Raw genomic sequence first — 13350 nt, forward strand, 5'->3', positions numbered from 1 at the left:
AATAGACGGGCTATTAAAAGCTTGAGAGCTTATCTCAAGCCTTTTTATGTAAATCTATTTATGAATTATTAACTCCGTGATAAGCACCTTTAAGTAATATTTCCATTTCTGTAGGTGTATCTGAAGACTGTAAAGCTGTTTCTTGAGTAATTAATCCTGTCTGTACAAGTCTTAGTAATGATATATTCATACTCATCATGCCATTATAATCACCTGCTTTTACAAGTTCATAGATTTTCTCTATTTCATCTCTTGCAATATAATCTCTTACTGCAGGAGTTACAACTAAAAGTTCTGTTGCAGGAATTCGTCCTTTATTGTCAGCACGTTTTACAAGCTTTTGGGCAATAGTTCCTTGTAATGTAGCTGCTATTTGCAATCTGATAGGTTCCCTTTCGTGAGGCTCAAAAGCGTTAATAATTCTGTTTATTGTCTGAACAGCATCTGTCGTGTGAAGAGTGGAAAATACAAGGTGACCTGTTTCAGCTGCTTTAAGAGCACTTGATATTGTTTCTCTGTCTCTCATTTCACCTATTAATATTATATCCGGATCTTGTCTTAACGCATATTTTAAGCCATTTGGAAAACTATCGGTATCTATTCCAAGTTGTCTTTGAGTAAATATGCATTTTTTATTTGTATGGATAAATTCTATAGGATCTTCCAGAGAGATTATATGTTTTTGATATTTTTGATTTAAATAATCAAGTATTGAAGCAAGAGTTGTACTTTTACCACTACCTGTAGGCCCTGTTACAAGTATCAAACCATTATTTAATCCTGTAAAGTTCTTTAATACGGGTGGTAAAGATAAAGCTTCTATAGAAGGAACCTCAAAAGGAACAACCCTTAGAACCATTCCAATTTTGCCCAAATCATGGAGAATATTAGCCCTAAATCTGGAAACCCCAGGCATTTCTATAGAAAAATCAACATCATAATTTGTACTTATTTTAGCGCGCACTTCTTGAGGAACAATTTTCTCAATTACCTGGTTCATATCTTCAGCAGTTAATGGAGCTAATTTCGTTTTCATCATAATTCCATCTTTCCTGACCATAGGAGGCGCATTGATTCTGAGATGCACATCAGAAATTCCCTGACTGACAGATAATTGTAGAAATGCTTCAATATCAAATGGCTGAAAAGATGAATTTTCCTGTTCTCTTATTTCTGACTCGATGTTCATAAAATTTTTCTCCAGACAGTTTTTATGAATCAATAAGTTTGTTTTTACAAAAAAGAATCTAGGAAACATGTTACATTATTTCCTGGATTTACTGAAGCCATATTTTTGATAATCAGAAATAAGTTAACGAATAATTTCACTACCAAAATATGATTGTAATACTTTTGGTATTTTAACAGAGCCATCTTCTTGCTGATAATTTTCAAGAATAGCTGCAAAAGTCCTTCCTACTGCTAATCCTGAACCATTAATAGTATGCATAAATTCAGGCTTTCCTGTTGTTTTGGATCTATATTTTAAGTTAGCCCTTCTGGCCTGAAAGTCTCCAAAGTTACTACAGCTTGAAATTTCTCTATAACCTTCAGATGATGGCATCCAAACTTCAAGATCATAACACTTTTGAGCACTAAAACCTATATCTCCCGTACATAATTGGATTGTTCTATATGGAAGTTCTAATAATTCAAGAACTTTTTCTGCATTTCTTGTTAATTTTTCATGTTCTTCAAAGCTTGTTTCAGGAGTACAAAGTTTAACGAGCTCAACTTTATTAAATTGATGCTGTCTTATAAGTCCTCTTGTATCCTTACCGGCTGATCCAGCTTCTCTTCTAAAGCAAGGTGTATATGCGGTCATATAAAGAGGAAGATCTTCTTCTCTAAGTATTTCGTTCATATAAATATTAGTAAGAGGCACTTCTGCTGTAGGAATAAGATAAAGATCCTCTCCCTCACATTTATACATATCTTCTTTAAACTTTGGAAGCTGTCCTGTTCCTGTCATGGATGCAGCATTTACAAGAAAAGGAGGTAATATTTCAGTATATCCGTGCTCTCTTGTGTGAAGATCAAGGAAAAAGTTTATAATTGCTCTTTCAAGTCTTGCTCCAGCTCCTCTATAAATAGTAAATCTTGATTCTGCTATCTTTACACCACGTTCAAAATCAATAAGGTCAAGATCAAGACCTATTTCCCAGTGAGGTTTAATTCTAAAAGAAGGCTTTGGAGCTTCGCTTATAGTTTTAATTACCACATTCTCTTCTGCACAAACACCTACTGGTGTTTCTTCTGCCGGAATATTAGGAACTCCAAGAAGCATATCTCTTTGAGCTTCATTAAGTTCTGCTTCTAAAACCTCTAATTGTCTTATTTCTTCACCTATTTTTCTTACCTGTTCTTGAAGCTCCGTTGTGTCCTGCCCGGCTTTTTTTAAGCCTCCAACTTCCTGTGAAAGCTTTTTTCTTTCAGCTCTTAAATTATCAGCTTTAACTTGAACTTCTCTTCTTTGCTTGTCTATATCAATTACGCTATCTATCGATAACTCGGGATTTCGTCTTTTTAAAAGCTCATTAACTTTATCCGGATTTTCTCTGATAAGTCTTATATCTAGCATGCCAAACTCTTTCTATTCTTCTCCAGATTCTTACTCTTATCACACAATTATAATATAAACTTAATAAACTTTACCTATTTAAGAAACGGATTTAGAATTTTGTCAGGTAAAGCTAAAAGTTTAAATTACTTGAGAAAAGTTAATGACAAAAATATCGAACAATTTTTTTGACTATTTATCTGAATATATTGAGTATCTTTTTATTGAAAGAGGTCTTTCAAATAACACTGAACAGGCTTACAGAAGAGATTTGACCTCTTTTATTGGATTTCTTGATAAAAACGATATTAATAACTTTGAAAATATAACTCGCTCTATAGTTAATTCTTACATTAGAGAAATGAGAAATTCCGGATATGCTCCAACCAGTATAACTAGAAAAATAGCCTCATTAAGAGGTTGGTTTAAGTGGATGATATCGCAGGAATTGATAAATCATGACCCAACCCTTACTCTTGAACAACCAAAATTAAGCAGACATTTGCCAAAAGTTTTAACAACAAACGAGATTAATAACATCCTTTCTCAGAACCTTACAAGTCTTGATAGAGCAATTTTTGAATTATTGTATGCAGCAGGCTTACGTGTATCAGAGCTGGTTAATTTAGCGCTTTCCAATGTAAACCTTGAACAGGATTATGTAAGATGTTTTGGAAAAGGTTCAAAAGAGAGACTTGTCCCTATTGGAGAAGAGGCCAAAATAGCTATAAATGTTTATTTAAAAGAAAGAAATTTCATTTTACGCAAATATAACTTAAATAAAACCTCTTTTTTTCTTACGGAAAATGGCACGGAAATTACAAGACAGGAAGTCTACAACATAATAAGAAACCTGGGTAAATTTATTAATAAACATATAACTCCACACACTGTAAGGCATAGCTTTGCTACTCACTTACTTGAAAATGGGGCGGATTTAAGAGTTGTTCAAGAGCTTCTGGGTCATAGTGACGTATCAACTACTCAACTTTATACTCATGTGAGCAAAAAGAGATTAAAAGATGTTTATTTCAACATTATAAATGAATAAATTTACTTATAAGTATTCTAAATACACTTATTTTAGTTAAAAATTTCTAACTTTAGTATGTTGAACTTTAGCATGAAAAGGTTTATACTTAATATTGAAAGTTTAAATAAAGATAAAAGACTTAAAGGCCGGTTGCTATGACATGGCAATGGTTTAAATTAAAAGTTATAACATGTATTATTGTTGCATCAACCTTTATTATTACAGGTTGTGGTACAACTTCAATAGTAAACACAGGTAATTTACAAAAAAACGTAAGCGGCGATGAACCAGAAAACAACTCTAGTTATGAAATGGTTAAATTAAGTAATGGATTAATAATCTACAGAGACAGGTCTGTTTCAAGAAATTCTTCCACAAAATCTCAATCGTCTTCATCGAGTTTTAATTTTGGTCCAAGAGAAGTAGGCTTTGACCCCGATCCTGTCGCTTTTAGTAATAGATAGTTAAAAATGTCTGGTTAAATAACCAGACATTTTTAATATTGGCTTATAAATTATTTTTTATAGAAATTTTGGATTTTGATGTTGATTATTGAACAATAATAGCCTTTTAGAGATTTGGTAATTAGAGTTAGTAAAATATAAATAAAACTCTTTATTGATTGTTTGTAAAAAATTTAAAAATATATAACTTTTTTATAGGTATTTTTTATCAAAAAAGCGTATACTATTATATATACAAGTCTGGAGAATTTAAACCATGAACACAAAACAGGGCAATCTTGAAAATATCATTTTAAATGCTCTCTGGAATTTAGAAGAAAATTATCATGAAGAAATAAATGTTGCTAATATCCAGTTTAAAATAAATGTAAACAATAAAAAATGGGCATACACAACTGTAAAAACGGTTTTAGATCGCCTTGTTGAAAAGAAGCTTGTTACAAGAGTTAAACAAGGTAAGAAATATTGTTACAGATCTAAAATTTCAAGAGAATCAGCAGGTGAAACAGCAATTAAAAATTTATTAAAACGCTATTATAATGATAATTTTAGTGAATTTTTAAGGGCAATTGAGAAAGTTAAAGACGAGAATTTACTTGTCACCACTAGATAATTATTCGTTTTCAATGATATAAAATAATATGGGAAAAAAAGAGAAAATTTTATCTATTATTGAAGCAAGAAAATTGGTGTCAGAATTAATTTTCAAAGTTATCCTAAAAACATTATGTGTAAGAGAAGCAATACAGCTTTTTCCCCCGGATATTACGGATCCCTCAATACAATGTGCCTGGCATGCCTTAGTCCATTATGAAGCAGATGAAAAAAACAGAACGGATCAAGAATATGCCAGAGAACAAGACGAGTATTTGGAAATGATAGCCTTCTTACTTAGAGATGCTAAAGAAATCCCAAGAAATATAATCAACAGCTATGATAAATATTATGATATGGCATTAATTCCTAATTCTAAAACAATCTGGGGTTGGCTTAGAGGGTTATTCCGTTTTACGATCTAGGCATCATCAAAATAATTTTTTTACATAATTGCAGCTAATATAAAATCTGATACTATAAATCATATAGGACTACAGACGGATTAAGAAAGAAAAAATGAGAACAAAAGGGCAAAGTTTAATAGAATTTGTAATAGTAATACCTATTTTACTGGTTTTATTATTTGGAATAATAGAATATGCTTTATTCTGGAGAAATGTTCAAGCTGTTCAACAAATAGCTCTTGAATCAGCTGTTATTGCTACTGATGAATATATTCCTCTTTCAGGAGGTCAAAATACCGCAGCTGATAAAGCAGCTGATTATGTTGCATCTCGTTTATCATCATTGGGATTAAGTTCAGACATTTTATCAACATCTTCAAAAATCATTCTAGATAATGAATCCGAAGAACCTTTTGCTGCATATGAATATAAAAGTGGTGCTGCACCAAACGGAGAACCACTAATTAGGTTTGTTATTGATTATAGGAACCCTTTAACAAGGGGGGTTATTACACAATTATCTTATCAATATAAAACTGTTTTATTTGGACTGGAATTTCAACTTCCCGGAGGGAAAAAAATAGTAATTATTCCAGGTTATATTCCAATCAGTAGTACAAAAATTCAGCAATATAATAAATATTAGAGATATTTATGAATAAATGGTCAAAATTATTAGATGTTACTTCTCCTGAATGTAAAAAAACAGGCAATTGTTGCAGATTTTCTTCGCCTTCAACCCCAGGAGTACTTTTACTAAAAAAAGCTGCTGAAAATGATGAATTTGCAAGAGATTATTTGTCCATATTTATTCCTTATTCAAGTCTTGAAGATGTGAGAAAGTTAAATGAGAGAGTTGTTGAGAAAAATCTCGAAGTTCTTCAAAAACAGAAATGCGGCAAAGTTAATGCAGATAATATAGTTTTTTATTATTGTAGATTTCTTGCTGATAATAACAGTTGTATGATTTACGAAGATAGACCCTCACTATGCAGAGATTTTCCTGATTCTCCTTTTCTTGTTCTTGCTCCTGGATGTGCCTACCAAGAATGGTCTGATGAATGTAAGAAAAAATATGCTCAATTAAAAGAAGATATTCAAAAAAAGAAAGAAGAGCTGAAAAATTTAAAATATCAACGCAAAGCTACAAGATTATTAAATCAGTTAAAAAGAATTAATAATGATGAATATAAAACTGCTTTTATATTACCTTCCTTAAATCTGGTATCACCAGGAACTTCGTGGATAAAACTTTATTAATATCCTTATTTAAGAAATAAGTATTTTTCCACTGTCTTTATAATGAATTGTAATATCGTAAAAACATATACTAACGATAAAAAGCTTGTAGAGGGTCTTTTTTCGTTATACACTAATTGTGAATTAATTAGAGGTTTAAAGTATTCCATATAAATACGTTTTTCTCGATTTTGCAGACTTTGTTGAGTGATATGTAAAGTTACATTGGCCCAAAACAACGATGTATGTTAAAATTAAGTGTAGGGTAATAGATTTTTTTATAAATCAGTTATACGGAATTTAAGAAAACAGAGGCTATAAACAATGGTTGAAAAAACATCTCAGACTTATGATGCCAGTAATATACGTGTATTAGAGGGTTTAGAGGCTGTTAGATTAAGACCTGGCATGTATATCGGGTCAACAAGTCAAAGAGGTTTACATCATTTAGTTTACGAAATCGTAGACAATTCTATAGACGAAGCTCTTGCCGGTTATTGTACAGAAGTTAAAGTAATTGTACATAAAGATGAAAGTGTAACTGTAGAAGATAATGGTAGAGGTATTCCAACAGAAATAAAACCGGATTCCGGAAAATCCGCTCTTGAAATTGTACATACTGTACTCCACGCCGGAGGAAAATTTGGCGATGGCGGTTATAAAGTTTCTGGCGGACTTCATGGTGTTGGTGCATCGGTTGTAAACGCACTTTCTGAAAAAATGGTCGTTGAAGTTTCCAGAAACGGCTGGGTTTATAAACAAACATATTTAAGAGGGGAACCTAATACACCTGTCACAAAAACAAAAGAGACAGATAAAAAAGGTACAAAAACAACCTTCTGGCCAGATCCGGAAATATTTAAAGAAACTACAAGCATAGATAGAGATGTAATCTCAAGTCGTTTAAGAGAGATGGCTTTCTTAAATAAAGGTTTGAAAATTATATTTTTTGATGAAGAAACAGAATCAGAAGAGATATATCATTTTGAAGGTGGTATAGCTAGTTATGTAGAGTATTTAAACAATAATAGAGTAACTCTTCATCCTGAAATATATATTGAAAAGTCTGAAGATGATGTTTATGTTGAAGTAGCATTTCAATATACTGATGCTTATAGTGAAACAATTTTAAGCTTTGCTAACAATATTAATACCCATCACGGTGGAACACACCTTACCGGACTTAGGAATGCTCTTACAAGATCTTTAAATGACTACGCAAGAAAAAATAACATCCTTAAAGAAAATGATGATAATTTATCTGGTGATGATGTTAGAGAAGGTTTGACAGCTATAGTCAGTGTTAAAGTTCCTGAACCTCAGTTTGAAGGACAGACTAAGGAAAAGCTTGGTAATAGTGAGGTTCAAAGCATTGTTCAAGGAGTCATAATAGAAAAACTCCAAGAATGGTTTGAGTTTAATCCAAAATGTGGAAAAGCTATTATAGAAAAAGCAGTTCAAGCATCACGTGCAAGAGAAGCAGCAAGAAAAGCCAGAGAGCTTACAAGAAGAAAAAGTGTTCTTGAAAACTCCACATTACCGGGAAAACTTGCTGATTGTAGTAGCAGAGAAGCTGATAAGTGCGAAATATATATAGTTGAGGGTGATTCCGCTGGAGGAAGCGCTAAACAAGGAAGAAATAGAATGTTCCAGGCTATTCTTCCTCTTAGAGGTAAAATACTTAACGTAGAAAGAGCAAGAATAGATAAAATTTATAACAATAATGAGATTCAATCTTTAATTCAAGCACTTGGAATAAGTATTAGTAAAGATGAAGAAGAATTTGATATGGAGAAACTCCGTTATCATAAAGTCATCATCATGACAGACGCTGATGTTGATGGAGCACATATTAGAACATTACTTCTAACATTCTTCTTTAGATATGCCAGACCATTAGTTGAAAATGGATATGTATATATTGCACAACCACCTCTTTATAAAGTTACTGTTGGTAAGCAATCACAATATTTATACGATGACAGAGCATTAGACAAGCTTTTAAGAGATCGTGGAATATCAGGTTTATTCTTATTTGATTCCAAGAAAAACAAATCTTGTCAGGGTGATGATTTGGCTAAATTGCTTGCCAATATGTCTAATTATTATAATTCATTTAGAAATCCAGTTATTAATGGCACGCCTGAAATTGTAATAAGAGGTTTAATAGGTTCTGGTATTACAGTAGCTGACTTCGAATCAGCTGAAAAACTTGAAGAAATTGCACAATATCTTAATCATTACTTCCGTGATCATGAAGCAAATTATAATGTTGCTAAATTAGACTATAAAGCTGGTGTTAAAGTTGATACTGAAACAAGCAAAAATAGTATATTTATAGATTCTTCTAATTTTGAAGAGCCTGGTTCTATTACTTCTTTACTTATAAACAGTATTGAATTTAATAGAATTAAAGAAGCATATCCTGTAATTAGATCTTTCCTCTTAGAAGAAGAAAAGAGTTTAAATCTTGTATTAGATGATAAAGCAGAAATAGCTATTAATTCGTTTGATGAACTAAGAAGAATAGTTGAGGAAAGAGGTAAAAAAGGTCTTAATATCCAGAGATTTAAAGGTCTTGGAGAAATGATGCCTGAGCAGCTCTGGGAAACTACAATGAATCCTGAAAACAGAACTCTCTTAAAGGTTACTGTCGAAGATGCTATTGTATGTGACAGATTATTTGATATTCTTATGGGTGAAAGAGTTGAACCAAGAAGAGAGTTTATTGAATCAAATGCTGTTTACGTTAAAAATATCGATACTTAATATTCTAAAATACAAAAAGAGCCTTGATTAAATCAAGGCTCTTTTTATTTATTTTAATTATCCATTTAGCTTTAACTTATTAAACTTTTCAAAAACATTTGCATTTACTTGAGAAGGTTGTTCTTGCTTTTTACTTTTGCCCATTGGTAAACGATCAATAATTTTACCTAACAAGGCATTATTTAATAATGGCGTAATAACAGCTACTGTTGCAGCTGTTCCAACAAATGAAGTAAGCAATAGAGCTGTTTTCACTTTTTGATCTTGAACTCCCAATTTAGTCATTTCAGTTAATCTTATTTTATCCAGCATTTCTTTAGAAAAATCTTTTATTCCTTGTTGGTTGGCTACAAGCTTAGAAACGAGATTTTCTGCAGCTGATACAAATAAATATATAATAGGTATATTAAAAAGCTCCGTGAAAAACTCTCTTGTTGCTGTATATTTCCTGGTTTCAATAGGAACTTTATTATTAGACATAGTAATTATAGGCCTTCCAATCATACAAGCTGTTGAAATTCCAAGAGATGTGTTTTTAGCTGTGGAGAGAAATGAGCTTATATTCATTTCTATTACCTCGTTTAATTTAATATTTAGTAATTATTCTTTATCTTACTTCGCATGAAAACCCATTAATATAATTTGTTGCTATTTTATGAAGATCTTTATAGTTTTATGTAAGAAAAATTATCTTTCTTGATGAAAATTCTTCAAATTCTTTGCTGAACTATGCTGTGATTTCTTCTTTAACCTCAGGATTAATGTTTGATTCTGTAATCCCTGAATCCACAGGAATTAAAACAGGCTTTCTTAGAGTTGTTATTCCAACAAGGGCAATATACAAGAAGGATACTGTACCTGCTACCAATAAACCCAATGTCAATGAATTAGTTAATGCTGAAATAAAACCAATAACCGGTGTAGTTATTGCACCACCCGCTATAGCTGAACAAAGTATTCCTGCCACTGTTCCTTCCTGTCTTTTATCAAAGGAATTAACGGCTAATGAGAATATACTTGGAAACATAATTGAAGTGAAAAAACCAACAGCTATAAATCCTATCATAGAGAGATTTGCTGTTGGAGCTACTACAGCAATTATTAAGCAGGCTAAAGCTGCTAAAGCATATTCTATTAAAGCTTTTGGTGCTGGCAAATAATTTAAAACAAAACCACCAATAAGACGACCAACTGATTGAAAAATCCAATATAAAGATACTATTTTAGCAGCTAACAAGATATCAACGGCTCGATTTTCCATTAAAAATGTTGAAATCCAGGTTGCAATGCCTACTTCAATACCCACGTAAATAAAAATTCCTAAAGCAAAAAGAAACATTAAGGGATTTGAAAGAAGTTTTAAATAATCTTCTTTAGTAGGTTTAGAATAACCCGCTTCTACAGCTGTTTCAGGAATTTTAATGGTTAATGCAAATACCGCAAGTAACAGAGCTAAACCTCCGAAAATAAAATATATGGATGTCCACTGAAATCCAAGGTCTTTAATTAAATAACCAATAAGGAATCCACCACCAGCCCCGCCTATTCCGCAAAAAACTTGAGCTAATGTTAAATTACGAGAGTATTTAGCAGGATTATCATCCACTTTTTTTACTAATAAATTTCCAACTATTTGAAGGGCTGTTACCCCAATTCCAATTATAAATAATGAAATTAATCCAACTTCGTATTTCGGCATAAATGCAAATATCATAGAACCAACTAGCACAAGTGAAACTGCCCATAACAAGGTTTTCTTACTTCCAATATTATCGTGCAATATTCCCTGGGGTAATGAGGTTAAACCATATGCTAAAAAGAATGCTGATCCCAGAAAACTAACCAAAGTACTGCTTAATGCAAAATCTTCTTTCCAAAATGGCAGTAAAATACCAGGAATATTAGTAATCAAGGCAAAAGTGAAATAATTCATAAGCAATAGCAATAATAATTGAATTTTTAATCTTTTACCCTTCATTCTTTCAAACTCCTTATACTATTAATTAGTTTTATGATCATATTATGAAGTTATCCCATGTTCAAATAATTTTAAAAACCAAATAGGTAAAGAGTCTATAATAATTTATACATCTGGCTATTACCTGACAGAATAAATTTTACATAAAGCATTGGGAGGCGCCTACTACTAATTTCGGTACCTCCCAACTATTTTAAATTATAAACAAATTAAAATATTTTAAAATTCATCTATCAGCTAAATTATTAAGCTTATTTTAAGCGAAAAAAGCCTATTCTTCTAATAATTTATACCTGATTAATTTTTTACACTATGTAGACTTTTGTAAAAATTATAAAAAGTAGTACATTCATATACTTAATTTTTTTTAAAATTAGTGTAGAATAGATAGGTAACTATAAACGAGGGTTATTGGAGTTAAAGTAAGAATGGAAGCTATTAGGGGAAATCAGGCTTATTTTTTACCTAAAAACACTACTATTGTGAAAGAAAACAAAGATCACAATGTGGAAGTTGCCAGGTTGTTAGATTATGACCCTGGAACAAAAGAATTACTTGTAGAAAATCAGGATTCAGGCAAGGTTCAAAAATGGCTGCAAGACAAGAGTGTAAACACTGTTAAAGAACATTTAGACAAAAAAGAAAATCAATTACGTGTAGCATCAGAAATTATTGCTGGTTTAACTTTGAGAAAAGAAAATTTATCAGAAGATAAAAAATTAAATTTACTTGCATAAATTTTTAAAATGTTTGAAATAAGCTTCCTTAATAAGGAAGCTTATTTTTTGGTGATAATATCACCTAATTTAAGTTACAGATTGTAGTCTTTGAAACAGATAGACTTAATTTAAAGCTATCAATTTACGTTATAGCACTACTATTTTAATTTAGATGTGAACTATATTTTGCTGCCAGGAAGCATTTTCTAATACTGCCTTCCCTAAATAACTTTAATTGTGTAAGTAAAGGCGGCATTATACCTAAAAGACTTTTTGCTCTATTGAATGTTGGGGTAAATGAAGAAGGGAGAATAAATCTTTTCATAATACTAGGAATGGAATAAACCCTTTTACAGGCATAATTATAACCATCTTGTAATGTTTTAGGAGACATTAGTTTGGGTTGAAATACAACGTGATTACAATCGTATTTAGACCAGTCTCGCTGAATAATTCTTCCTTCTGACTCCATTCTGTCAAAAAGAGGTGTATTAGGATAAGGGGTTAAAATCCAGAAGCAGGGAAAATCAATTTTTGCATCTTCAGCGAATTTACATGTTTTATCAAAAACAGTTTCATCATCAAAGTCAAAGCCAAAAATCATAAAAGCCATTAAGGTAATGCCGTATTTATGAAGCTTATCCACCATATAGAAGTAATCATCTACTTTATTAATGGATTTTTTATTCACTGTTTCAAGGCTTTGAGGAGATAAACTCTCTAACCCCATCATTAAATTGATACAACCGCTATCTCTTGCAAGCTCAAGCATTTCATCATCATATATAATACTCATGCAGCATTGTGAAGTCCATTTTATTTTCAAGGGAGTAAGCGCTTTAAACAACTGTTTAGCTCTTTTAGGGTTTGCAGCTATATTATCATCAACGAAAAAAATGTATTTTGAATCAAGAGCTTCAACTTCTCTGACTACATCATCTATAGATCTATGCCTGTAAGTTTTTCCAAAAAAGTTTGTAACTGAACAATAATCACAATTATAAGGACAACCTCTGGTTGTTTGTATGGGTTTAAATAGAACAGCATATTTATCTAAAGAAAGTTTATTTAAATTTGGAGACGGTATATTTGTTAAGTCTATGCTTGTTGTATTTTCATACCTTGGTTTTAATATTCCCTGATTAAAATCACTTAGAACTTCTTTCCACAAGTATTCAGCTTCACCTATAAGAATGCTATCAGCATATAATTGAACTTCATCAGGTAATAAGGAAGGATGCATTCCTCCAAAAATAACTTTTTTACCTCTTTTTCTGAATTCTTCAGCAATTTGATAAGCTCTTGGAACTTGAGCTGTAGTTGTAGAAATACCTACTAAATCAATGTCTGCATCAAAATTTATATCTTCAATAAATTCATCTATAATGCTGGTTTCAAACTCATTTGGGGTTATTGCTGCAAGTTGTGGCAAGGCTAACCTTGGAAATAAACCTTTGGTATTTTTTCTTATACTTCCATCATCATCTATTTGGGAAGGTTGAATCAGTAATACCTTTGTTTTTCTAGAATTATCAGTAATATTCATTCTACAACTCCATTAGAACGTTTTGCGGGCAAAATGGCTCT

13 protein-coding genes are annotated in these 13350 nt (G+C 31.6%); 8 read left to right on the plus strand and 5 right to left on the minus strand.

Features of this window, described 5'->3' with window-relative positions:
• Positions 1-58: 58 nt before the first annotated feature.
• Positions 59-1132, minus strand: a complete 1074-nt coding sequence (locus A2255_05495; GenBank protein ID OGI22909.1) for a hypothetical protein — start codon at positions 1130-1132, stop codon at positions 59-61.
• A gap of 180 nt (positions 1133-1312) precedes the next feature.
• Complete coding sequence (locus tag A2255_05500; GenBank protein OGI22860.1) at positions 1313-2581, minus strand: serine--tRNA ligase; 1269 nt, start codon at positions 2579-2581, stop codon at positions 1313-1315.
• 142 nt (positions 2582-2723) lie between these two features.
• Between A2255_05500 and A2255_05505 the strand changes: the two genes are divergently transcribed.
• From A2255_05505 to A2255_05535, 7 genes are all read left to right on the plus strand, one after another.
• Entirely contained in the window at positions 2724-3611 is an 888-nt protein-coding gene (locus A2255_05505; protein OGI22861.1) for a hypothetical protein, read from the plus strand.
• A gap of 137 nt (positions 3612-3748) precedes the next feature.
• Complete coding sequence (locus A2255_05510) at positions 3749-4057, plus strand: hypothetical protein (protein ID OGI22862.1); 309 nt, start codon at positions 3749-3751, stop codon at positions 4055-4057.
• Positions 4058-4313: 256 nt separating this feature from the next.
• Positions 4314-4670, plus strand: a complete 357-nt coding sequence (locus tag A2255_05515; GenBank protein OGI22863.1) for a hypothetical protein — start codon at positions 4314-4316, stop codon at positions 4668-4670.
• Positions 4671-4698: 28 nt separating this feature from the next.
• Positions 4699-5076 carry a hypothetical protein gene (locus A2255_05520; GenBank protein ID OGI22864.1) on the plus strand — a complete coding sequence of 126 codons (378 nt, stop codon included), beginning with the start codon at positions 4699-4701 and terminating at the stop codon, positions 5074-5076.
• A 94-nt stretch (positions 5077-5170) separates the two neighbouring features.
• Positions 5171-5704: a hypothetical protein gene (locus A2255_05525; GenBank protein ID OGI22865.1), complete on the plus strand. Its 534-nt coding sequence runs from the start codon at positions 5171-5173 to the stop codon at positions 5702-5704.
• Positions 5705-5712: 8 nt separating this feature from the next.
• The gene (locus A2255_05530) at positions 5713-6318 is read left to right on the plus strand and encodes a hypothetical protein (GenBank protein ID OGI22866.1); all 606 of its coding nucleotides are present in this window, start codon (positions 5713-5715) and stop codon (positions 6316-6318) included.
• A gap of 303 nt (positions 6319-6621) precedes the next feature.
• Positions 6622-9066 (plus strand): DNA gyrase subunit B, encoded by a 2445-nt coding sequence (locus A2255_05535; protein OGI22867.1) that lies wholly within the window; start codon positions 6622-6624, stop codon positions 9064-9066.
• 57 nt (positions 9067-9123) lie between these two features.
• Here the strand turns inward: A2255_05535 and A2255_05540 are convergent, their stop codons facing one another.
• Positions 9124-9633, minus strand: coding sequence for a hypothetical protein (locus A2255_05540; GenBank protein ID OGI22868.1), 510 nt, complete (start codon positions 9631-9633; stop codon positions 9124-9126).
• Between the two features lie 160 nt (positions 9634-9793).
• Positions 9794-11044, minus strand: a complete 1251-nt coding sequence (locus A2255_05545; protein OGI22869.1) for a hypothetical protein — start codon at positions 11042-11044, stop codon at positions 9794-9796.
• Between the two features lie 428 nt (positions 11045-11472).
• On the opposite strand from A2255_05545, the gene A2255_05550 reads away from it, so the two are divergent.
• Positions 11473-11781, plus strand: coding sequence for a hypothetical protein (locus A2255_05550; protein ID OGI22870.1), 309 nt, complete (start codon positions 11473-11475; stop codon positions 11779-11781).
• A 145-nt stretch (positions 11782-11926) separates the two neighbouring features.
• On the opposite strand, the gene A2255_05555 is transcribed toward A2255_05550, so the two are convergent.
• Positions 11927-13309 carry a hypothetical protein gene (locus A2255_05555; GenBank protein OGI22871.1) on the minus strand — a complete coding sequence of 461 codons (1383 nt, stop codon included), beginning with the start codon at positions 13307-13309 and terminating at the stop codon, positions 11927-11929.
• Positions 13310-13350 lie beyond the last annotated feature (41 nt).

It is taken from the genome of Candidatus Melainabacteria bacterium RIFOXYA2_FULL_32_9, assembly GCA_001784615.1.
Classification (GTDB): Bacteria; Cyanobacteriota; Vampirovibrionia; order Gastranaerophilales; family UBA9579; genus UBA9579.